Genomic DNA, 22,176 nt, shown 5'->3' with positions numbered 1-22,176 from the left:
CGGGTCGCGTACCTTCACTCTGGTGACCAACCTCGCCTACGATGACCGTAATCAGGATGGGGAGCCGGTTCTGTTCATCGCCGGGCGTGGCGGCGCCGGTCGCGGCTGGCACCTGCACCAGGTGCGCGAATTCCAGCTCGCCAGGTACCGTCCGATCACCTTCGACAACCGCGGCATCGGTGCCACCGAGAACGCCTCGGGGTTCACCACAGAAACCATGGTGGCCGACACGGCCCAGCTCATCGAATCGCTGAACATCGGCCCGGTCCGCATCGTCGCGGTGTCGATGGGCTCGTTCATCGCTCAGGAATTGATGCTGGCCCGGCCCGAATTGGTGAAATCCGCTGTCCTGATGGCCACCCGTGGCCGCCACGACCGCGCCCGGGAGTTCTTTTATCAGGCCGAGGCGAAGCTCGCCGAAGCCGGTGTCGAACTTCCCGCCGAATATGAAGCCAAAGTGCGTCTGCTGGAGAGCTTTTCGCCGAAAACGCTCAGCGATAACGCCGCGATCAAGGACTGGATCGCGATGTTCACCATGTGGCCGGTCAAAAGCACCCCGGGGTTGCGCTGCCAGCTCGACGTGGCGCCATTGACCAACCGGCTGCCCGCTTACGCCAACATCACTCAGCCGGTGCTGGTGATCGGTTTCGGCGACGACGTCGTGACCCCGGCACACCTGAGCCGCGAGGTCGCCGACGCGATCCCGGGCGCGCGCTACCTGGAGATTCCCGACGCCGGGCACCTCGGATTCATCGAGAAACCGGACCAGGTCAACAAGGCAGCCTTGGAGTTTCTCGCCGAGGTCGACGGCAAGCCCTTCCGGTGGGCGCCGATGCCTCCGGCGCACGACTAACCTGGTACCAATGACCAACCCCTCGACGGCACAGGCCCGCATCGTCGTCGACGAGCTGATCCGCGGCGGTGTCCGCGACGTGGTGCTGTGCCCGGGATCGCGCAATGCGCCGCTGGCCTTCGCGCTGCACGACGCCGACCGGGCCGGCCGGCTGCGCCTGCATGTCCGTATCGACGAACGCACCGCCGGATACCTGGCGATCGGGCTGGCGGTGAGCGCCGGAGCCCCCGTCTGTGTGGCGATGACCTCGGGCACCGCGGTAGCCAATCTGGGTCCGGCGGTGGTCGAGGCCAACTACGCGCGGGTGCCGCTGATCGTGCTGAGCGCCAACCGTCCCTACGAGCTGCTGGGTACCGGCGCCAACCAGACCATGGAGCAGCTCGGCTACTTCGGCACCCAGGTTCGCGCCGCCATCAGCCTGGGGCTGGCCGAGGACGCCCCCGAGCGGATGGATGCTCTCAACGCCACCTGGCGGTCGGCGGTCTGCCGAGTATTGGTCGCTGCCACCGGATCTCGCACCGCGAACGCTGGGCCGGTGCAGTTCGACATTCCGCTGCGCGAACCGCTGGTGCCCGATCCCGATTCAGGGACGGGCACGGGCACGGGTCCGCCGGGCCGGCCGCACGGGCGTCCCTGGACTCTGACCCCGCCGGTCAGTTTCGACCAGCCGCTGGACATCGACCTGTCTGCAGACACCGTGGTGATCGCCGGGCACGGTGCCGGGCCGCACCCGAATCTCGCGGCACTGCCCACCGTCGCCGAGCCGACGGCCCCGATGCCGGAGAATCCACTGCACCCGCTGGCCCTGCCGCTGTTGCGTCCGCAGCAGGTGATCATGGCCGGCCGGCCCACCCTGCATCGTCCGGTGTCGGCCCTGCTGGCCGACCCGAGCGTGCCGGTCTATGCGCTGACCACCGGGCCACGCTGGCCGGACGTTTCGGGTAACTCGCAGGCCACCGGCACCCGAGCCGTCACCTCCGGCGAACCGGACCCGGCCTGGCTGCGCCGCTGCGCGGAGCTGAACTCCCAGGCAAACGCCGCGGTGCGCGACCAGCTGGCGGCGCATCCGCTCACCACCGGCCTGCACGTGGCCGCCGCCGTGGCCGACGCGCTGCGTCCCGGCGATCAGTTGGTGTTGGGCGCCTCGAACCCGGTACGCGACGCCGCCTTGGTTGGGCTGGGTAACGCCACGAGCGCCCGAGGCGTCACCGTGCGATCCAATCGCGGGGTCGCCGGTATCGACGGCACGGTGTCCACCGCTGTCGGTGCGGCCCTGGCGCACGAGCAGCAGAACCCCGACGGCCGCACCATCGCGCTAATCGGGGACCTGACGTTCGTCCACGACAGCTCCGGGCTGCTGATCGGGCCCACCGAGCCGCGGCCACAGGAGCTGACGATCGTGGTCTCCAACGACAACGGCGGCGGCATCTTCGAGCTGCTCGAGCAAGGAGATCCACGGTTCGCCGACGTCTCGTCGCGAATCTTCGGCACCCCGCACGACGTCGACATCGCCGCGTTGTGCCACGCCTATCACGTCGAATTTCAGCGGATCGAGGCCGATGCCCTGGCCGGCGCGCTCGCCGAGCCCGCCGGTGGGGTGCGGGTGCTCGAGGTCAAAGCCGACCGCTCATCGTTGCGGGCACTGCACGCCGCGATCAAGGCCGCATTGTGAGACTGCCCGATGGCCGGTCCGGCAGGGCCTATCAGAAGTCGAAACAGTTGCTGCGCAGGCTGTTTCGGGGTAACGGCGCGCTTCCGCGCAACACCTGGGCCGCACGTGTGCTGCGGTGGGCGCGCACCGCGGTGGTGATCCTGGTGGCGTTGGTGACATTGCAGTCGGTGCTGTTGGTGGCGGGGGCGTGGCGCAACGACATCACCATCGAACGTGACATGGGGGTGGCCGAGGCCGAGGTGCTCAACGCAGGCTTTAGGCGCTCCACCATCGAGTTCGTCACACCGGAGCGGATCACCTATCGCCCGGAGCTCGGCGTGCTCTACCCATCTGAATTGGCAACCGGGATGAGGATTTACGTCGAATACGACAAGTCCGATCCGGATCTGGTGCGGGTCCAGCACCGTACCGCGGTGCTCGCGGTCATCCCGGCCGGATCCGTGGCGGTGATCGCCTGGTTGATCGGGATAGCGGCACTGGCGGGATGCAATGTCGCCGAACGACGCTGGGCCAACCGCTAGCGCTCGTGCACCAGCCGGTCGAGCCAGCCGGCGTCGTCGGTGTCCACCACGGTCTTGGTGGTCAGGTGGTACACCGTCGGGGTGCCGGGGCTCTCCGGGTTCGCCGACAGCAGCTGCACGCGGTTGAAGGCGTTCATCGATGTGGCGTCCACCACCTGCTGCCCGGCGGCGATTCGATCCACCACGTGGCCGGGCAGGCCGCTTTCGCGAGCCGTCGTCGCGATCTCCTCCACGGTGGGCGTGCCGCCCTTGCGGTACAGGTCGGCCACGAACGTTTGGTAGGCACCGGCGGTGGTCGCCGGATCTGCCGCTGCCATCAGCGCGTTGCCGACGCGCGCGGAGGTGTCGTTCTTGCGCCGGGCATCCAGAAACGTCATCCACCGGTAGGTCACCGCGACGTCGCCGGCGACCAGGTGCCGGCCCAGGGCGTCACTGGAGGCCGCCTCGAACTTCGCGCACTCGGAGCACTGCGGGTCACAGAAGACCTCCAACTGCACCGGGGCAGAGGCCGTTCCGACCAGCACACCGAAGTGGTCTGCGCTCCACACCGTCCCGGCTTCATGCGCCGGTCCCAGCTTCGCCTCTCCTCCGTCGAGGCTCGCTGAACCGCCGGGCTCATGCGCTTCCGGGTCGGCTGCTGCCGGCCCCGCCAAGGCCCCGCCGAATACCACCAGTGTTGCAAATGTGCCCAGCCAAGACCGCATTCCAGTAACCCTATCGGAGGCGGGTACCGTCGACCGGGTGAGCCGCGCCAGCCTGGACAAAGACCCGCACGCGGTGGCGTCGATGTTCGACGGCGTCGCACGACGCTACGACCTGACCAACACGGTGCTGTCGCTGGGAAGAGACCGCTCCTGGCGTAAGGCCACCCGGAAAGCACTGGAGTTGCAGCCGGGGGAGAAGGTGCTCGACCTGGCCGCCGGTACCGCGGTGTCGACGGTGGAGTTGGCCCGCTCGGGTGCCTGGTGTGTGGCCGCGGACTTCTCGGTGGGGATGCTGGCGGCCGGTGCCGGCCGGCCGGTGCCCAAGGTCGCCGGTGACGCCACCAAGCTGCCCTTCAGTGACGAGGCGTTCGACGCCGTGACGATCAGCTTCGGGTTGCGCAATGTCGTCGACCACACGGCGGGCCTGCGGGAGATGGCCCGGGTGACGCGGCCCGGGGGCCGGCTGGTGGTGTGCGAGTTCTCCACCCCGACGGTGCCGGTGTTCGCCACCGCCTACAAGGAGTACCTGATGCGGGCGCTGCCGGCGGTGGCGCGCGCGGTGTCATCGAACCCGGAGGCCTACGTCTACCTCGCAGAGTCGATCCGCGCCTGGCCGGATCAGGCCGCGCTGGCCGAGCAGATCGGCGCGTCGGGCTGGTCGGATGTGAGCTGGCGCAACCTCACCGGGGGCATCGTCGCGCTGCACTCGGCGAAAAAACCCGGTTAGTCGCGCCCTCAAGAAGCCGGGTCGAACCGGAACACCGGGATCCGCCCGGCGAGCGCCTCGACCTCGTCGGGGGTGCCCTTGTCCACCAGGCCCGCCTGCTTGAGGAAGCGGGCGCCTACCGGCACCTGCACCGGGAATGCTCGCAGCACCGGGCGGGCCGCCTCCGCCGACAGCTCGACGATGCGGACCGGCCGTTCGCTGCGTCCGTGGCGCAGCAGGCCCGCGCCGGCTGCCCGGGCATTGAGCGCCCAATCGGCCTTGGGGAACCCCGCCACCGTGTAGAGCTGCCCGTCGACGGTGAACGGTGTCATCGGGGTGCTGCGCGGCTGACCGGACTTGCGGCCCGGCACCGTCAGCACCATCGGTGGGCCCGTCGGGATACCCAGCTTCTGCAGGCCGATCATCAATTTGTTGACCGGTTTGAGCCAGCGCGGCGGCTTCGGGTCACTCATGGCGTGGCTCCCTTTCAGCCCAGGTGCGCCGAGAGCAGCCAGCCCGCCGCCGACTTGCGGCCGCCCGGTTCGTCGCGCAGTGGAACGCCGCCGAATCCGGGGAACTCATCGGGGAACACCGCGTGCAGCCGGGCCGGCTTGATGTCGTCGATCACCCAGTACTTCGACACCACCTCACGCAGCTCGTCGGCGGTCACCGCGAACGGCGGGCCCTCGGGGATGGCGGCCTTGTCGAAGACCAGCACGAAGTACGACGCCCCGGGCGCGGCCGCACGCACGATGGAGCGTTGGTAGCCCTCGCGGGCCTCCACCGGGATCGAGTGGAACAGCGTGCTGTCGACGATGGTGCCGAAGCGGCCGTCATAGCCGGTGAAGTCGCTGATATCGGCGACTTCGAAGGAGGCGCTGGTCAAACCGCGCTTGGCCGCCTCGCGGCGGGCCAGATCGATGGCGGTGGGCGAACTGTCGAGGCCCACGGTGGTGTGACCCTGCTCGGCCAGATACAGCGAGATGGCGGCCTCGCCGCAGCCGACATCAAGGACATCGCCGTGGAACTTGCCCTGCTGGATCAGTGTGGCCAGCTCGGGCTGGGGCTCCCCGATGCTCCACGGTGGTTTGGCGCCCAAGCCCATCTGCTCGGATTCGCCCCGGTATGCGGCGTCGAACTGAAGTTCCATTGAATCGCTCATCACTCCGGTATAGCAACGCCCCTGATATATGTCAACGAAGTTGATATGTTCCGAACGGACCGACGTCAGGCGAACGGGCGGCGGCGGTCGATCAACCGGGACATCCGCCCCCCGCCACGCCAGGCCCGCGCCACCAGATCCGCGTCGTCGTCGGTGACCAGGTTGGCCATCACCCGCACCGCCACCCGCATCAACAGCGTCGAACGCATCGCCAGCGGGCCGGTGGCCGGCAGGAACCGGGGGAACGTCAGCAGCAGCGCCAGTCGCCGTGCCACCGAGAATCCGCGCGCGTACTGGGCCGCCAGCAGCTCCGGCCAGGCCTGCGTAAGGTCGGCGCCGCCCGCATTCTCCAGTAGCTCGACGGCCAGGCGCCCGGTCTCCAGGCCGTAGTCGATGCCTTCGCCGTTGAGCGGGTTGACGCAGGCCGCGGCGTCACCGATCAGCATCCAGTTGGGTCCGGCGACGCCCGAGACCGCGCCGCCCATCGGCAGCAGCGCACTGGCCGGGGCACGCACCGGGCCCTCGAAACCCCATTCCTCGCGGCGTAGGTCGGCGTAGTAGGACATCAGCGGCCGCAGCGCGACGTCGGCGGGCCGTTTGGCGGTGGCCAGCGCGCCGACGCCGATGTTCACCTCGCCGTTGCCCAGCGGGAAGATCCAGCCGTAGCCCGGCAGCACCTCCCCCTCCGGGGACCGCAGCTCCAGATGCGACGTCAGCCACGGTTCGTCGCTACGCGGCGAGGCCAGATAGCCGCGGGCGGCCACCCCGTAAACCGTCTCTTTGTGCCACTGGCGGCCCAGCTCGCGACCCAGCGTGGAGCGGGCCCCGTCGGCGACGATCAGTGTCTTACAACTGACCTCCGTGCCGTCGGCCAACACCAGTGCACGCACGCGCCCGGACGCGTCGTGTTGAACCCCGACTGCCTTGACGCCCAACAACATCCGGGCGCCGGACTCCTCGGCGACCTTGCGGATGCGTTCGTCGAGTTCGGTGCGCGGCGCCGCGCTGCCAGTCGACGGGAACGACGGGCCGGGCCAGTCCACTTCGATCTCGCCGCCGAAGCCGGCCATCCGCAGACCCCGGTGCCGGATATGGCTGTCCAGCCACTCACCGAGCCCCAGCAACTCCAGCTGTTCGACGGCTCGCGGGGTCAAGCCGTCACCGCACGGCTTGTCCCGCGGGAAGGCGGCCGAATCGACCACCAGCACGTCACGGCCCGCCCGCGCGGCCCAGGCGGCCGCCGCCGACCCCGCCGGCCCCGCACCCACCACCACCACATCAGCCTGCGAACTCACAGTGACCAGTATGTTGGAGCCGTGAGGACACCGGCGAACGTGGTGGCGGGGTTGGATTTCGGCGGGTTGGGAGACCCGGGTTTCGCGGACCGGGTTCGCGACGGGGTTTCGCGTATCGAAGAGCTGATGGACACCGAGTTGCGCGGTGGAGACGGCCTGATGACCGAGGCCGTGACGCACTTGTTCGACGCCGGCGGAAAGCGGTTCCGTCCGCTGTTCACAGTGCTGTCGGCGCAGCTGGGGCCTGAGCCGGACGCCTGGCAGGTGACGGTGGCCGGTGCGGTGATCGAGCTGGTGCACCTGGCCACGCTGTACCACGACGACGTGATGGATGAGGCGCAGATCCGCCGCGGGGCGCCCAGCGCCAACGCCCGGTGGGGCAACAACATTGCGATCCTGGCCGGTGACTACCTGTTCGCCACCGCCTCACGCCTGGTGTCGCGGCTGGGGCCGGATGCGGTGCGGATCATTGCCGAGACCTTTGCCCAGCTGGTGACCGGACAGATGCGCGAGACCCGCGGGGCGGCCGACGGTGTGGACGCGGTAGAGCACTACCTCAAGGTCGTCTATGAGAAGACGGCCTGTTTGATCTCGGCGTCGGGCCGCTTCGGTGCGACGTTCTCCGGTGCCGACGATGACCAGATCGAGCGGCTGGCCCGCCTCGGCGGGATCGTGGGCACTGCCTTCCAGATCTCCGACGACATCATCGACATCGATTCCGACCCCGACGAGTCCGGCAAGCTGCCCGGCACGGATCTGCGCGAGGGTGTGCACACGCTGCCGGTGCTCTATGCACTGCAGGAGACCGGCGCCGACGCCGAGCGGCTGCGAGTGCTGCTGGCCGGACCGGTCACCGAGGACGCGGCGGTCGAGGAGGCGCTGGGGCTGTTGCGCGCCTCGGCCGGCATGGTCAGGGCCAAGCAGACGGTGGCCGACTATGCCGCGCAGGCCCGCGCGGAGCTGGCCGCGCTGCCCGACTGTGTCGGACGGGCGGCATTGGCCAGCCTGGTCGACTACACCGTGACCCGGCACGGCTGACCACGATTGCGGAACTCGTGCGAGCTCGTCGGCGTTTAATGAGCACGATGGTCGTTCTCCAAGGAGGAAGTCGATGACCTGGCACCCGCACCACAACACGGCGAAGACGTTCTTTCTGCTGTTCCTGATGTCGGCGTTGATCGTGTTGGTGGGCCGGGCGTTTGGACCGCAGATGATGTGGGTGGCGGTGCTGTTCGCGGTGGGGATGAACGCCTACACCTACTTCAACAGCGACAAGCTGGCGCTGCGGGCGATGCGGGCCCAGCCGGTGACCGAGGTTCAGGCGCCGGAGATCTACCGGATTGTGCGCGAGCTGGCCACCACCGCCCATCAGCCGATGCCCCGGTTGTACGTCAGCGACACCAACGCGCCCAACGCGTTCGCCACCGGCCGCGACCCGCGGCACGCCGCGGTGTGCTGCACCAGTGGAATCCTGCGGCTGCTCAACGAGCGTGAGTTGCGCGCGGTGCTGGCCCACGAGCTGTCGCACGTCTACAACCGCGACATTCTGATCTCGTGTGTGGCCGGCGCGCTGGCCTCAGTGATCACCGGTCTGGCCAATATGGCGATGTTCATGGGCAACCGCCGCGACGGCAACCCGCTGGCGATGCTGCTGGTCGCCTTGGTCGGGCCGCTGGCGGCCTCGGTGGTCCGGATGGCCGTGTCGCGGTCGCGCGAGTACCAGGCCGACGAATCCGGCGCGGTGCTCTCGGGGGACCCGTTGGCGCTGGCGTCGGCGCTGCGCAAGATCTCCGACGGTGTCCAGGCCGCCCCGCTGCCGCCCGAGCCGGAACTGGCCAGCCAGTCGCACCTGATGATCGCCAACCCGTTCCGCGCGGGGGAGAAGGTGGGTCAACTGTTCGCCACCCACCCCCCGATGGCCGACCGGATTCGGCGCCTGGAGGACATGGCCCGCGGCCGGTGATACCCGAAGCGCTGTCCGATTCAGCCGCGTCTCACCCCCGCCTCGATGGTGCGCACGTGACGCATGCGTCGGCTGCGCGCGCTGTGGAGCCGGATTCACTGGGCACCAGCACCGTGCCGCCGGTAGCGCAATGCTGCCGCAGCCAATCTTCAATGGCCTGCTCGGCGGCGTGATCGAGATAGGTGGTGTTGATGGCGAGCGTGACGTGCGTGCCGGCGGGAATCTGTGCCAGCACGTTGGTCAGCCGGGGCAGTGCCAGGAAGGTGCACGTGCCCGACACGGTCACCAGCCACTCGTCGTCGCTCTGTGTGGCGGTGACCTTCACCCGGATCACCCGCCACCCGGTCAACACCATCGCCAGCGCCAGCCCGATCAGCACCCCGTGCAGCAGGTTGAGGAACACCACGCCGGCCGCCGTCACCACGTAGACGATGAGATCGCCGCTGCGCCAAGCCGTCTCGATGTGAATCATCTTGATCAGTTGGACTCCGATGGTGATGAGCAGACCCGCCAGCGCGGCAGTCGGAATCTGCTGCACCAAGCCGGCGAACGGCAGGGCGAACAGCAGGATCCACACGCCGTGCAGGAACGCCGACGCCCGCGACTTCGCGCCGGCGTTGACGTTGGTGGCGCTGCGGACGATCACCCCGGTGATCGGCAGTCCACCGAGCAAGCCCGAGGCGACGTTGGCGGTGCCTTGCCCGATCAGTTCGCGGTTGAAATCGGTACGCCGCCCGGTGTGCATCCGGTCCACCGACACCGCCGAGAGCAGGCTTTCCACGCTGGCGATCAACGCCACGGTGAGCACCCCGATGAAGGCGGCGGCCCAGTTGCCCTCCGGCAGCGCCGGCAGTTGCACGGCATCCAGCAGTGATCCGTCCAGGGTGATGCGATGCACGTCCAGCGAGAAGACCAAGGACAGCACCGTTGCTCCGGCAATGGCGACCAGCGGCCCGGGAATCCGGCCCAGCGGTCCCGTCACCGATCGCCAGGCGAGCATGATGATGATCACCAGGATGCCCAGGACCGGCTCGGCTCCATGGGACTCGATCAGCCCTTCGGGCAGGCTGGCGAGGTTTTCCCAGGCCGAACTCGCCGACCGGCCGCCGAGGAGGACGAGCAGCTGCTGCAGCGTGATCGTGATGCCGATTCCGGCCAGCATCGCGTGCACCACGACCGGCGAGATCGCCAGCGCGGCCCGCGCCACCCGGCTCAACCCGAATAGGACCTGCAGCACCCCGGCGCCGACGGTGATAGCGCACGTCACCTTCCAGCCGAAGCGCCCGACCAGATCCGCGACGACGACCGTCAGCCCGGCCGCCGGCCCGCTGACCTGCAGCGGAGACCCGCCCATGGCGCCGACGACGAGACCGCCGACGATTGCGGCGATCAGACCGGCCAGCACCGGTGCGCCGGAGGCCACGGCGATACCCAATGACAGCGGCAGAGCGACCAGGAACACCACCAGGGAGGCGGGCAGGTCATACCGCAGTACCGAACGGGACCAGCCCATTCGTGGTTTGACGCGTGATTTGCCGTCGGCTTGCGCGGTCAGCATCCGGTAGTTCCCCTGCCCTCATAAGATATTGCTGAGATACAGGGAAGTTATTCGTGTCTTATTGCCAAATGCAGAATGCGACATGTCCGGGAAGTAAACACAAGTTACACATTCGGAGTGAATACACAGGAACTAGGCAGTTAAAAGCCAGAGCCGGTCACCTCATGTCCGGGCGTCTCGGCGATCAGGCCACGGTAGGCCTGCTCCACCGTCGAACCGTGGTTGATCACGCCGTCGACCTCGCGCGCGATCGGCATACTCAGCCCGTACTGCGCGGCGAACTTCATGATCACGCTCGCGGCCCGCACACCCTCGGCCACCTGATTCATCGACGCGATGATCTCGTCGATGGGCTTGCCGGAGCCCAGCTGCTCGCCGACATAGCGGTTGCGGCTGCGCTGGCTGGTGCAGGTGACGATCAGGTCGCCCATCCCCGCCAGGCCCGCGAAGGTGTCGCGGGCTCCGCCCATCGCCTCGCCGAGCTTGGACATCTCGCGCACCGAACGTGACATCACCATAGCCCGGGTGTTCTCCCCGATGCCCAGCGAGTAGCCCATGCCGACCGCGATCGCATACACGTTCTTCAGCGCGCCGGCCATCTCGACCCCGACCACGTCGTCGGTGGTGTACACCCGGAATCGCTTGGTGCGGAACAGCGACGCCAGCTCACACGCCAGGCCCGGGTCGGGCATGGCCAGCACCGCCGCCGCGGCATAACCTTCGGCGACCTCGCGGGCGATGTTCGGCCCGGCCAGGATGCCGGCCGGATGCCCGGGCAACACCTCGTCGACGATCTGCGACATCCGCATGTTGGTGCCCTGCTCCAGGCCCTTGACCAGCGACACCACCGGCACCCAGGGGCGCAGCTCGGTGGCCAACTCCTCGAGCACTCCCCGGAAGCCGTGTGACGGTACGGCCATCACGACGACGTCGGCGCAGTGCGCGGCTTCGGCGAAATCGGTGGTGGCACGCAGCGTGCTGCTGAGTTCGACATCGTTGCCCAGGTAGCGACTGTTGCGGTGGTTGTCGTTGATGTCGGCGGCGGTCGCCTCCGACCGCACCCACTGCAGCGTCGGCGCGCGGCGCGAGCAGATGGACGCCACCGTGGTACCGAACGATCCGCCTCCGAGCACGACAACATTGGGTGTACGAGTAGCAGCTGGCATGTGCGACAGCGTATTGCCGTCGCCGCCGCCGCACCGGCAGTTGGCGAACTCGGTGCTATCCAGCCAGCGGTACGGGCTCCCCGGCCCGTCCGAACACCATCGATTCGGTGATCTGGTCGAACCGGAAGTCCAAGGCGTCGGCGAAGTAGTTCTGGCGCACATTCCACGGTCGTTTGGTGCCCGACCGCGGGAGCGCATGCGGCGCGCGGAGCACATAACCGGCCTGGATGTCCCAGGCCGACTTCTCGGCCATCGGCTCGTCGCCGAGGTGCGGATAGGCGTGGGTGTAACCGCGAGAAGCCATGTATGCCAGTAGTTTGGCGGTGGCCCGGGCGGTGATGTCGGCGCGCAGCGTCCAAGACGCATTGGTGTAGCCGACGCACCAGAACAGGTTCGGCACGTCTTCGAGCATGTGCGCCTTGTAGACGAATCGATCGGTGGACTTGATCTCGGTGCCATCCAAGCTAATCCGCACCCCGCCGAGCGCCTGCAGTTGCAAGCCGGTGGCGGTGACGATGATGTCGGCCTCCAGATGCGCCTCGGACCGCAACACGATCCCGGTGGCGTCGAAGCGATCGATCCGGTCGGTGACCATCTCGACCCGGCCGGCGCTGATCTCGGCGTAGAGGTCGGCGTCGGGAATCAGGCACAGGCGCTGATCCCACGGTTCATACGGCGGCTTGAAGTGGGTGTCCACGGGGTAACCCGGCGGCAGATTCTGTACGGCCGTGCGACGCAGGATCCGCTTGAACAGCGGGGGAGTCTTGCGGGCCAGGAACCAGACGTAGCCCTCGAACAGGGCCATCACAAACCGGATGATCGGGTGAGCCCACTTGCGGGGCAACAGGCTGGTCACCACATTGACGAAACGGCTGTACATGGTCGCCGAGATCAGATAGGTGGGGGTGCGCTGCAGCAGGGTCACGTGGGCGGAGCGCTGCGCCAATGCCGGGACCAGTGACATCGCGGTGGCGCCGCTGCCGATCACCACGACCTTCTTGTCGGTGTAGTCCAGATCTTCGGGCCAGTGCTGGGGGTGCACCAGCGTTCCCGCGAACGTCTCGGATCCCGGGAAGTCCGGGGTGTAGCCCTCGTCGTAGTTGTAGTAGCCGGAGCCGAAGAACACGAACCGGCCCCGGTAGGTCCGCTGGCTGCCGTTCTCGTCCGCCGTCACGGTCCAGGTGTCGGTAGACGAATCCCAGTCGGCGGCGGTGACGTGGTGGTTGAACCGGATGTGTTCGTCGATGCCGTACTTGCGCGCGGTGTCGGTCAGGTAGTCGCGGATCTCGTCGCCGTTGGCGACCCGTTCGCGCCGGGTCCAGGGTTCATACGGCAGGCACAGCGTGAAGATGCTGCTGTCCGAGCGCACGCCGGGATAGCGGAACAGGTCCCAGGTCCCGCCGATGCGCTCACGCCGTTCCAGGATGACGTAGTTGGTGCCGGGGTTGCGTTCGGCGATGCGGTAAGCCGCGCCGATACCGGAGATGCCGGCTCCGATGATGACGACGTCCACGACCTCTTCGGTAGTCACAAGGCCCAGCCTAGGCAGGCAAGGCGGTCGGAGCAGCGGTATCGGTTACCGGTAATTCACGAATTGCAGGGCCACGTCCAGGTCGGCGCCCTTGAGCAGTGCGATCACGGCCTGCAGGTCGTCGCGCTTCTTCGATGACACCCGGATCTCGTCGCCCTGGACCTGGGACTTGACGCCTTTGGGGCCCTCGTCGCGGATCAGCTTGTTGATCTTCTTGGCGTGCTCTGCGTCGATGCCCTGCTTGAGGCTGCCGCTGACCTTGTAGGTCTTGCCCGACGGTTGCGGGTCCCCGGCGTCGAACGCCTTCATGGAGATGTCGCGGCGGATCAGTTTCTCCTTGAACACGTCGACGGCGGCCTTGACCCGCTCCTCGGTGGAGCTGACCAGCTCGATATTTTCCTCGCCCTTCCAGGCGATGGTGGTGTCGGTGCCGCGGAAGTCGAACCGGGTGGCCAGTTCCTTGGCGGCCTGGTTGAGCGCGTTGTCGACCTCTTGCCGGTCGACCTTGCTGACGATGTCGAATGATGAGTCCGCCACGAGACCCGTCCTCTCTTCGAGTTGTGCTGGCCGTTTGTGTCTGAGGTACATCCTCGTTGTAGTCTGCTAGGCGCACTACGGCAGGTTGCCCGAGCGGCCAATGGGAGCGGACTGTAAATCCGTCGGCGGAAGCCTACACAGGTTCGAATCCTGTACCTGCCACACCTGATCAGGCCTCCTTTCGAGGGGGCCTGATTACTTTTTCGACGTCCGTAGCCCGCCATGAGTCCGCAGCAGAAAGCAGTCGCGACGCAGCTGGATCTGGCCGGGGACAGTGATCGAGATCCCGGGCCGGGGAAGTTGGTGCTACCAGCTTCCTGGCGTTCCGGGCGCAACCGCTACGCCCCGCCAGTTGCACGGCTGAAAGGTCTGCCACGCCACGAGAGCACATTGGGCTTCGGCAGGGATGCCGGGCAAGCAGCCAGGCTGACCCGGGCCGCCGCAATTCGTCGGTCCCGGAACGAATGGATCGGCACCTGAAACACCGGCACCCGCCGCGACAGCAATGACCGACCACATCGCTGTGACCGCAGACAACAGCAGCAGCTTCATCACACCACCTCCGACTCCAAAGATCGGGGCAAGAATATGGTGCGATGTGAAAATTTGTTGGGAATTGTGGAAATCGGTCCGTTATCTTTCGCGCCGTGGCGTCGGCGTGATCCCGTGGTGCAGTTCCGCCACATCGGGATGCGCCCGGGTGCGGGACTTCCACGCGTTGCAGCCGTAGGTGTCGAAGATGGGATTGTCCGGATCGGTCTCGACACCGCGGGCCAGGGCGGCCAGCTCAGCCGGCAGGGTGATGCGCGGGACGGTGGCATCCAGGGCCGGGTTGAGGAAGTACGGGACGGATATCCGGTCGGTGCCGACTCGAGGTGAGCGCACCCGGTGACGGGTGGCTCGCAGGTAGCCGCCGGTCGCGACTTCGAGCAGTTCGCCGATGTTGACGATGAACGCACCGGCCATGGGCGGAACGTCGACCCACTCACCGGGTGAGATCTCCACTTGAAGCCCTTCGGAATCCGGCGCGACGAGCAGAAGAGTCAAGACACCCGAATCCTTGTGGGCGCCGACACCCTGGCCGTCGGCAGTGTTTGCCGGATAGCGGACGACCTTGATCAGCGTCGCCGGTGACGTGGCGAACGCGTCGTCGAACAGGTCTTCGGCGGCGCCCAGGGACGCCGCCCAGTGCCGGAGCAGTTGCAGGCCCACCGAAGACAGCGACCGGTCCCACGCTTCGAACGCTGCCCGGAAGGATGCGGGACGTGCCGGCCACAGGTTGGGGCCCTGCAGGTGCCAGTAACCCTGCGCGTCGGGTAGCGCAGGGCGTTGCGGCCCGATGTCGATCTGCTCTCGCCAGTCGACGCGCCCGTTCGTCAGCTCGCCGCCCAGACGTGAATAGCCCCGGAAATGCGGGCTTTTCAACTGGCTGATCTGGTTCTTCTCCGCCTCGGGTAGCGCGAAGAACTGCCGGGCCAGCTCGAGGATCTCGGTGATCTGCGCATCGGGTATGCGGTGGCCGGTGAGGTAGAAGAAGCCGTGGGTGTGCGTGGCCTCCCGCAAGGCCAGGCGAAACGCCGCTGTGTCGGTATCGGCGGCAGACAGGTCAAGTACCGGCAGCATCACAGCGAGCCTTCGGTTCAGGCGCCCAAAGCCAAGCGCTACAGGTCGCCGGAGTAATCGGCGGTCAGCCAGCGGTCGGGCCGGATGGTGAACAGCACGCTAGATGCGCCGTCCATGTTGGCGGCGAATGCCCGCCCGCCTTCTTGGCCCAGGTAGCGGATCGCAATGGCCTCGCGCTGCGGCAGCGGGGCCGGCGTGACCGCATTGACCACGGTGCCTTCGACGATCACATATTGGTAGGGCAGTTCTTCGCGCTGCACCACCAGCGTCACGGCACCGGCCTGTTCGATGAGCCTGGCCTTCCGCCGGCCCGCACCGGTGTTGACCAGAATGTCGCCGCCGGGGGTGTAGTCATACCAAATCGGGACGCTGGCCGGGGGACGGCCATCGGTGGCGGCGACGGACAACACCGCGATGTGCTTGTCGGCGAGAAACTGTTGACGCTCGGTCTCGGTAAAGGGTTTGGGCATATCGGCTCGAACAGCGGTCGTCCCCGGGCTATTCCACCGGGTCGCGGAGCGGCTCTCCGGCAGGGGCGCCTCCCTCGGCTTACACTCCGGCGATGCGTGCCCAAGAGGAGCCCGGAATGCCTGTAGCGGATCTCGTTGTCATCGGCACGGTGCTCACGGTCAACGACGCGCAACCGACTGCCCAGGCGCTGGCGGTCACCGACGGGCGCATCGTGGCGGTCGGCGACCGCACGGACGTGGACGCGTTCATCGGCCCGGACACCCGGGTGCTCGACATCGGCGACGGCTGCGTATTACCCGGCTTCGTCGAGGCGCACGGGCATCCGCTGATGGAGTCGGTTGTGCTGTCCGGCCGGATGGTCGATATTCGGCCGGTCACCCTGGCCGACGCCGACACCGTCGTGGACCTGATCCGCCAAGAGGTGGCCGCGCGCGGCGTCGACGGGGCGTACGCGATCGGCTGGGACCAGCTGCTGCAGCCGGGTCTGCCCGAACCGACGTTGGCCTGGCTGGACAGCGTCTCTCCGGAGCACCCGCTGGTGATCGTGCACAACTCCGGGCACAAGGCCTACTTCAACACTGCGGCCGGCCGGCAGGCCGGGTTGAGCCGTGACACCCCCGACCCCATCGGTGCGAAATACGGCCGCGACGCCGCCGGCGAACTGGTTGGGACCGCGGAGGAGACCGCCGCGCTGATTCCATTGCTGGGCAAGGCGATGATGCCCGGCGACGCCCCGGCGATGCTGCGCGCCGAATGCGCACGGCTCAACCGGGCCGGGCTGACAACGATTTCGGAGATGGCGTTCTCACCGCAGTTCCGGCCGCTGGTTGACCACCTGCGCAATGAGCTGACCGTGAGACTGCGCACTTACGAGATCTCCAACGAGGCGTTGCACACCGACGCGTCGCCGGGGGACGGCGACGACATGGCGCGCCAGATCGGTATCAAAATCTGGGTGGACGGCTCACCGTGGATCGGCAACATCGACCTGTCGTTTCCGTATCTGGACACCGACGCCACCCGCATCATCGGCGTCGAACCCGGTTCGTGCGGGCACGCCAACTACACCGGCGAACAACTGACCCGCATCGTCGAGGCGTACTTCCCGCACGGCTGGCAGATGGCCTGCCATGTGCACGGCGACAACGGGGTCGACACCATCCTCGACGTCTACGAGGACGTGCTGCGGCGGTACCCGCGCGAAGACCACCGGTTGCGCCTCGAACACGTCGGCGCCATCCGCCCCGAGCAGTTGCGCCGCGCCGCCGCGCTGGGCGTGACCTGCAGCCTGTTCGTCGACCACCTGCACTACTGGGGTGATGTTCTGGTCGACGGACTGTTCGGGGAGGAACACGGCTCGCGGTGGATGCCGGCGGCGTCCGCCGTCGCGACGGGCATGCGCATCTCGCTGCATAATGACGCGCCGGTCACCCCCGAAGAGCCGTTGCGCAACATCAGCGTCGCCGCCACCCGGGTTGCACCCAGCGGGCGGGTTCTGGCGCCCGACGAGCGGCTCACCGTCGAGCAGGCGATCCGGGCGCAAACCCTCGACGCGGCCTGGCAACTGTTCGCCGACGATGTGACCGGCTCCCTCGAGGTGGGAAAGTATGCCGATCTGGTGGTGCTCTCCGCGGATCCACGGGCCGTCGCCCCGGAGGCGGTCGCCGATCTGGAGGTACGCGCTACCTTCCTGGCCGGTCGCCAGGTGTTCTGACACGCGCGACCATCCGGCTATTTAAAGGAGATATAAGGGTCTAAAGTCCTCTGGCGGGCTAAGCCTGGTAAGGCTAACCTTCGTTCATGACACTTCCGATGCCCGACCGCAAGACCGCTGACCTCCCCGGACACTGGCTCTTCGCGCGCCTCGGCAAACGTGTCCTTCGGCCGGGCGGGCTGGAGCTGACCCACCGGATGCTCGCCGACGCGAACCTCGCCGGTGCCGACGTCGTGGAACTCGCGCCCGGCATGGGGCGCACCGCGAAAGACATCCTGCAGCACAGTCCGCGCAGCTACACCGGCGTCGAGGCCGACGACCATGCCGCCGGTGTCGTCCGCTCGGTGGTGGGCGACAAGGGACGAGTGGTCACCGGCGAGGCGTCGGAGACCGGGCTGACCGCCGGCAGCGCCGATGTCGTCATCGGCGAGGCGATGCTGACCATGCAGACCAACACCCACAAGTCCGAGATCATGCGGGAAGCCTTCCGGGTGCTGCGGCCGGGCGGCCGTTATGCCATCCACGAAATGATGTTGCAGCCCGCCGAGGTGCCCGAGGCCGTCAAGGAGGAGGTCCGCACCGCCTTGGCCCGCTCCATCAAGGTCAATGCCCGGCCGCTGACCGCCCCGGAGTGGACCGAGCTGCTCACTGAGGCCGGCTTCACCGTGGAGAAGATCTCCTACGCGCCGATGGCACTGCTGGAGCCGCACCGGTTGATCGCCGACGAGGGCCTGGTCGGGGCGCTGCGCTTCGTGTTCAACGTGCTGCGCGATTCCGACGCGCGGTCCCGGGTGCTCAACATGCGCGCCACGTTCCGCCGCCATCGCAACAACATGGCCGCGATCGAGGTGATTGCTGCCAAGCCCGCCTGACCGGCTTGCCATGATGGTCAGGTGACAACCCGCGACCGCGACGACTCGGGCCGTCCCCGAAACGCCCGCCCGCGTGATCGGCTGGGCCGCCCGCTGCCCCGCGGCAGCCAGGGCGGGGTCGAAGGTGTTCCCGACGACCTCGACCTGCCGCCGTCCCAGATGCTGGCCTATGCGCAGCTGTTGCTGGACGACGGGCTGGCGTTCAACGCCCACGAGGTGCTGGAAGCCGCCTGGAAACATCGGCCCGCCGCCGAGCGTGAACTGTGGCAGGGCTTGGCGCAGTTGGCCGTCGGCGTCACCCACGTCCAGCGGGGCAACGTCGCCGGAGCGATCAGCCTGTTGCGCCGCGGCGCCGAACATCTGGCGACGGTGCGGCTCCCGGCCCCGTTCGGGATCGACCTCACCGGATTGCTGGGCTTCGCCGCGCAGTTGGCCGACGACCTGGCGGCCGGCGTCGAGATCGCCCCGCAGCGGTTGCACCCGCGGCTGGTCGCGTGAGCGCCCCGATCCGCTGGACGCTTGCCGACGGCCGCGACCTGCTGTTCTTCGCCCTGCCCGGCCGTGCCCCGGTGCCGGTGCCCGATCGGCGGTCGCTGCCTCCCCGTGACCCCGAGCCGTCGCAATTGCGGTTCGACCGCACCACCGGCCAGTGGGTGATCATCGCCGCGCAGCGCCAGGACCGCACCTATAAGCCCCCCGCCGAGGCGTGCCCGCTGTGCCCGGGACCGAGCGGTGAGACCAGCGAGGTGCCGGCGGCCGACTACGACGTCGTGGTCTTCGAGAATCGGTTCCCCAGTCTGGCCGGCGCCGGTGCCGTGGTCTCCCCGCCGCCGGACGGTGCCGAGTTCGTTTCCGAACCGGGCAGCGGCCGTTGCGAGGTGATCTGCTTCTCCGCCGATCACACCGGCTCATTCGCCGACCTGTCGGCAGCACATGCCCGGCTGGTAGTGCAGGCGTGGCGGCACCGCACCGCTGATCTGCTGGCCCGCCCCGGCGTCGAGCAGGTGTTCTGCTTCGAAAACCGGGGCGAGGAGATCGGGGTGACGCTGGCTCACCCGCACGGCCAGATCTACGGCTACCCCTACCTGACCCCGCGCACCGCCGCGATGCTGGCGCAAGCGCGTGATCATCGAGTGACGCACGGCGGGAATCTGTTCGCCGACCTACTGGCGGCCGAGCGTGCCGAGGGTGCACGGATCGTGGCGCGGACCGACCACTTCACCGCGTTCGTGCCGTTCGCCGCACGCTGGCCCGTCGAGGTGCACCTGTATCCGAACCGGTGGGTGCACAACCTGACCGACCTGACCGATCCCGAACTCGACGACTTCGCAACCGTCTACCGGAATCTGTTGGGCCGCTTCGACTGCCTCTACGACGCCCCGCTGCCTTATATGGCCGCACTGCACCAGTACCGCAACGACGGCGCCCAGGCCGACGGCTATTTCCACGTCGAGCTGATGTCGATCAGGCGCAGCGCCACCAAACTGAAATATCTGGCGGCCTCGGAGTCGGCGATGGACGCGTTCATCGCCGACGTCACCCCGGAGTCCGTGGCGGCTAGGCTGCGTGAGCTGTGATCACCTACTCCGCGCCGGGACGAGTCAACCTGATCGGCGAACACACCGACTACAACGCCGGTTTCGCGCTGCCCATCGCGTTGCCGCAACGCACCAGCGTCACCTTCACCCCCGGCGAGGTCGACACGCTCACCGTGCTCAGCGACCGGGCCGATGCGCCGGTGATCATTCCGCTGCACACCACGCCCGGGCAGACGACCGGATGGGGGGCCTATGTCGCCGGGGTGATCTGGGCGCTGCGCGACAGCGGTTTCGCGGTGCCCGGCGGCACCATGGACATTCGCAGCGACGTACCGATCGGCTCGGGCCTGTCGTCGTCGGCGGCCCTGGAATGCGCGGTGCTCGGCGCCTTGGCCTCGGCGGCCGGTCTGCATATCGACCGCATCGAGCAGGCCCGGATCGGCCAGCGCGCCGAAAACGACTATGTCGGAGCCCCAACCGGATTGCTGGATCAACTGTCTTCCCTTTTCGGAGAGGTGTCCAGCGCGCTGCTGATCGACTTCCGTGATGTCGCCGTGCACCCGGTGCCGTTCGACCCGGACGCGTCCGGGGTGAGTCTGCTGCTGCTCGACTCCGGCCAACGGCACGGCCACGTCGACGGCGAGTACGCCGCCCGGCGCGCATCGTGTGAGCGCGCCGCCGCCGCATTGGGGGTGGGATCGCTGCGCGACGTCCAGCACCGGGGTGTTCAGGCGCTGGATGCGGTCACCGACCCGGTCGATGCCCGGCGAGCTCGGCACGTGCTGACCGAGAACGAGCGCGTGCTGGATTTCGTTGCGACTTGCGCCGAAAGGGATTTCGCCACTGCCGGAGCTTTGTTCACCGCATCGCACGCCTCGATGCGCGACGACTTCGAGATCACCACTGAGCACATCGACCTGATTGCCGACAGTGCGGTGGCCGCCGGCGCGCTCGGCGCCCGGATGACCGGCGGCGGGTTCGGCGGCTGCGTGATCGCGCTGGTGCCGGCCACGCTCACGTTGAAGGTGGGCGACGCGGTGCGAGCCGCGGTCACCGAGGCCGGCTACCCCGAGCCGGAGGTGAGCCGGGTGTACGCGGCAGCCGGAGCGGGATAGTCTCAGATTCCGTAGTCGGGCAGGTCGAAATCGTCGCGCACGGTACCGGCGAAGAGGTTTGTCAGTATCCGCAGGTTCATCGCCCGCAGCGCGAGGTTGCGAAACCACAGGCCGAAACGTGTTCGGGTGGCGAAGAAGCCGAGCAGTTGCTGCGCGTTGGACTGTTTGGCCTCGATCAACGGGCGCAGTCGTGACTCGTAGGCCTCGAACGCGCGTAGGTGGTCACCGCCGGCGCGGTGCAGCTCGCCGGCCAGCGCATAGGCCTCGGTGATCGCCAGGCCGGTGCCCTCGCCGCCGAGCAACGAGATGCACCCGGCGGCGTCGCCGATCAACAGCACTCGGCCGCGCGACCAATGGTTCATCCGAACCTGACTGACCACGTCGAAGTACAGGTCTCCCGGGTCGCCGGCATCGAGGGCGGCCAACAGTTGCGGGCACTCCCAACCGGCATCGGCGAACCGGTTGTGCACCTGGACCTTCGGATCGGAAACGTCAGGTGAGGCGTCGCGGAACACGAACAAGGCCAGGGTGCGGTCGTCGCGCAGCGCCACACGGGACACCTGCCGGTCGGGGACTGCGTATGTCAGGTAGGTCAGTTCGTCCCGGGGCCGGTAGCCCTCGACGACGGCCGCGGCCACCTTGCAGCCGAGGTAGTGCTCGAATTCCGCGTCCGGGCCGAACACCAACCGGCGCACGTTGGAGTGCAGCCCGTCGGCGCCGATCACCAGGTCGAACTCACGCGGCCCGGCATGGCCGAAGCTCAGGCGGACGCCGTCGTCGTCCTGGTCGATGGCGGTGATGCTGTCGCCGTAGATCATCTCGACGTGCTCGGCAATGGTGGCGTGAATGGTGTCGGCCAGGTCGCCGCGCGGCAGGCTGGTGAAGTCGTCGCCGAGCAGATCCCGAAAGACGTTGGCGTCCAACGTGGCGAGGGTGTGGCCGTCGGCGCCGACCGTTCGGACGGAGTCGATCTGGTAGCCCTTGTCCAGGATCTGGACCTCCAGGCCCATGCGCTGGGCGACGGTGTAACCGACGCCCCAGAAGTCGATCATGTAGCCGCCGGAGCGGAAGGCCGGCGCGCGCTCGATCACGGTCGGAGTATGGCCGGTGCGGTGCAGCCAATACGCGAGCGCCGTCCCGGCTACTCCCGCACCGCTGATCGCAATCCGCATCGG

At 67.9% G+C, this 22,176-nt stretch carries 22 protein-coding genes and 1 tRNA gene; 12 read left to right on the top strand and 11 right to left on the bottom strand.

The window, feature by feature from the left end; all coding sequences use genetic code 11:
- Positions 1–22 precede the first annotated feature (22 nt).
- Genes EJK91_RS10185 through EJK91_RS10175 form a run of 3 tightly spaced genes read left to right on the top strand, consistent with a single transcriptional unit; the run spans position 23 to position 3,046 of the window.
- Positions 23–853 (top strand): alpha/beta fold hydrolase, encoded by an 831-nt coding sequence (locus EJK91_RS10185; protein WP_125078869.1) that lies wholly within the window; start codon positions 23–25, stop codon positions 851–853.
- Between the two features lie 10 nt (positions 854–863).
- Complete coding sequence (menD, locus tag EJK91_RS10180) at positions 864–2,525, top strand: 2-succinyl-5-enolpyruvyl-6-hydroxy-3-cyclohexene-1-carboxylic-acid synthase (RefSeq protein WP_024442602.1); 1,662 nt, start codon at positions 864–866, stop codon at positions 2,523–2,525.
- A 2-nt stretch (positions 2,526–2,527) separates the two neighbouring features.
- A complete protein-coding gene (locus EJK91_RS10175; RefSeq protein ID WP_051190264.1) occupies positions 2,528–3,046 on the top strand; it encodes a DUF3592 domain-containing protein in 519 nt (172 codons plus the stop codon).
- Here the strand turns inward: EJK91_RS10175 and EJK91_RS10170 are convergent.
- On the bottom strand, positions 3,043–3,750 hold the full coding sequence (locus tag EJK91_RS10170) for a DsbA family protein (RefSeq protein ID WP_125078868.1): 708 nt from the start codon (positions 3,748–3,750) through the stop codon (positions 3,043–3,045). The genes EJK91_RS10175 and EJK91_RS10170 overlap by 4 nt on opposite strands.
- A 37-nt stretch (positions 3,751–3,787) precedes the next feature.
- On the opposite strand from EJK91_RS10170, the gene EJK91_RS10165 reads away from it, so the two are divergent.
- Positions 3,788–4,477, top strand: coding sequence for a demethylmenaquinone methyltransferase (locus EJK91_RS10165; protein ID WP_024442605.1), 690 nt, complete (start codon positions 3,788–3,790; stop codon positions 4,475–4,477).
- A gap of 8 nt (positions 4,478–4,485) precedes the next feature.
- Here EJK91_RS10165 and EJK91_RS10160 read toward each other — a convergent pair whose 3' ends face one another.
- From EJK91_RS10160 to menJ, 3 genes are all read right to left on the bottom strand, one after another.
- Positions 4,486–4,929, bottom strand: a complete 444-nt coding sequence (locus EJK91_RS10160) for a nitroreductase family deazaflavin-dependent oxidoreductase (RefSeq protein ID WP_024442606.1) — start codon at positions 4,927–4,929, stop codon at positions 4,486–4,488.
- Positions 4,930–4,943: 14 nt separating this feature from the next.
- Entirely contained in the window at positions 4,944–5,618 is a 675-nt protein-coding gene (locus EJK91_RS10155) for a class I SAM-dependent methyltransferase (protein ID WP_036457926.1), read from the bottom strand.
- 65 nt (positions 5,619–5,683) lie between these two features.
- Positions 5,684–6,913: a menaquinone reductase gene (gene menJ / locus EJK91_RS10150; RefSeq protein ID WP_164517929.1), complete on the bottom strand. Its 1,230-nt coding sequence runs from the start codon at positions 6,911–6,913 to the stop codon at positions 5,684–5,686.
- 21 nt (positions 6,914–6,934) lie between these two features.
- Here menJ and grcC1 point away from each other — a divergent pair, with 21 nt between their 5' ends.
- Entirely contained in the window at positions 6,935–7,951 is a 1,017-nt protein-coding gene (gene grcC1, locus EJK91_RS10145; RefSeq protein WP_164517928.1) for a nonaprenyl/(2E,6E)-farnesyl/geranylgeranyl diphosphat synthase, read from the top strand.
- 73 nt (positions 7,952–8,024) lie between these two features.
- Entirely contained in the window at positions 8,025–8,876 is an 852-nt protein-coding gene (gene htpX, locus EJK91_RS10140) for a zinc metalloprotease HtpX (RefSeq protein WP_125078866.1), read from the top strand.
- A 31-nt stretch (positions 8,877–8,907) separates the two neighbouring features.
- On the opposite strand, the gene EJK91_RS10135 is transcribed toward htpX, so the two are convergent.
- The 4 genes from EJK91_RS10135 to EJK91_RS10120 all read right to left on the bottom strand — a co-directional run bounded on the left by EJK91_RS10135 (position 8,908) and on the right by EJK91_RS10120 (position 13,668).
- Positions 8,908–10,434 carry a SulP family inorganic anion transporter gene (locus EJK91_RS10135; RefSeq protein WP_024442611.1) on the bottom strand — a complete coding sequence of 509 codons (1,527 nt, stop codon included), beginning with the start codon at positions 10,432–10,434 and terminating at the stop codon, positions 8,908–8,910.
- 140 nt (positions 10,435–10,574) lie between these two features.
- The gene (locus EJK91_RS10130) at positions 10,575–11,600 is read right to left on the bottom strand and encodes an NAD(P)H-dependent glycerol-3-phosphate dehydrogenase (protein WP_024442612.1); all 1,026 of its coding nucleotides are present in this window, start codon (positions 11,598–11,600) and stop codon (positions 10,575–10,577) included.
- A gap of 55 nt (positions 11,601–11,655) precedes the next feature.
- Positions 11,656–13,131 carry a flavin-containing monooxygenase gene (locus tag EJK91_RS10125; protein ID WP_125078865.1) on the bottom strand — a complete coding sequence of 492 codons (1,476 nt, stop codon included), beginning with the start codon at positions 13,129–13,131 and terminating at the stop codon, positions 11,656–11,658.
- Positions 13,132–13,176: 45 nt separating this feature from the next.
- Entirely contained in the window at positions 13,177–13,668 is a 492-nt protein-coding gene (locus EJK91_RS10120; protein WP_024442614.1) for a YajQ family cyclic di-GMP-binding protein, read from the bottom strand.
- Between the two features lie 79 nt (positions 13,669–13,747).
- On the opposite strand from EJK91_RS10120, the gene EJK91_RS10115 reads away from it, so the two are divergent.
- Positions 13,748–13,830 (top strand) — tRNA-Tyr (locus EJK91_RS10115).
- A 471-nt stretch (positions 13,831–14,301) separates the two neighbouring features.
- On the opposite strand, the gene EJK91_RS10110 is transcribed toward EJK91_RS10115, so the two are convergent.
- Together EJK91_RS10110 and EJK91_RS10105 are read right to left on the bottom strand one after the other, a co-directional pair.
- Positions 14,302–15,291 carry an isopenicillin N synthase family dioxygenase gene (locus EJK91_RS10110; protein ID WP_125078864.1) on the bottom strand — a complete coding sequence of 330 codons (990 nt, stop codon included), beginning with the start codon at positions 15,289–15,291 and terminating at the stop codon, positions 14,302–14,304.
- A gap of 38 nt (positions 15,292–15,329) precedes the next feature.
- Positions 15,330–15,761, bottom strand: a complete 432-nt coding sequence (locus tag EJK91_RS10105; protein ID WP_125078863.1) for a pyridoxamine 5'-phosphate oxidase family protein — start codon at positions 15,759–15,761, stop codon at positions 15,330–15,332.
- 116 nt (positions 15,762–15,877) lie between these two features.
- On the opposite strand from EJK91_RS10105, the gene EJK91_RS10100 reads away from it, so the two are divergent.
- From EJK91_RS10100 to EJK91_RS10080, 5 genes are all read left to right on the top strand, one after another.
- On the top strand, positions 15,878–17,476 hold the full coding sequence (locus tag EJK91_RS10100) for an amidohydrolase (protein ID WP_125078862.1): 1,599 nt from the start codon (positions 15,878–15,880) through the stop codon (positions 17,474–17,476).
- Between the two features lie 86 nt (positions 17,477–17,562).
- Positions 17,563–18,348, top strand: coding sequence for a class I SAM-dependent methyltransferase (locus EJK91_RS10095; RefSeq protein WP_125078861.1), 786 nt, complete (start codon positions 17,563–17,565; stop codon positions 18,346–18,348).
- A gap of 21 nt (positions 18,349–18,369) precedes the next feature.
- Entirely contained in the window at positions 18,370–18,846 is a 477-nt protein-coding gene (locus tag EJK91_RS10090) for a DUF309 domain-containing protein (RefSeq protein ID WP_125078860.1), read from the top strand.
- Positions 18,843–19,925, top strand: coding sequence for a galactose-1-phosphate uridylyltransferase (gene galT / locus EJK91_RS10085; RefSeq protein WP_164517927.1), 1,083 nt, complete (start codon positions 18,843–18,845; stop codon positions 19,923–19,925). The genes EJK91_RS10090 and galT overlap by 4 nt, the downstream gene beginning before the upstream one ends.
- Complete coding sequence (locus tag EJK91_RS10080) at positions 19,922–21,001, top strand: galactokinase (RefSeq protein ID WP_125078859.1); 1,080 nt, start codon at positions 19,922–19,924, stop codon at positions 20,999–21,001. Before galT ends, EJK91_RS10080 begins: the two co-directional genes overlap by 4 nt.
- A gap of 2 nt (positions 21,002–21,003) precedes the next feature.
- On the opposite strand, the gene EJK91_RS10075 is transcribed toward EJK91_RS10080, so the two are convergent.
- Positions 21,004–22,173 (bottom strand): FAD-binding domain, encoded by a 1,170-nt coding sequence (locus EJK91_RS10075; RefSeq protein ID WP_125078858.1) that lies wholly within the window; start codon positions 22,171–22,173, stop codon positions 21,004–21,006.
- Between the last annotated feature and the right edge of the window lie 3 nt (positions 22,174–22,176).

Source organism: Mycobacterium sp. P7213, assembly GCF_900604305.1.
GTDB lineage: Bacteria > Actinomycetota > Actinomycetes > Mycobacteriales > Mycobacteriaceae > Mycobacterium.
This window is presented reverse-complemented; position numbering and strand designations above follow the sequence as displayed.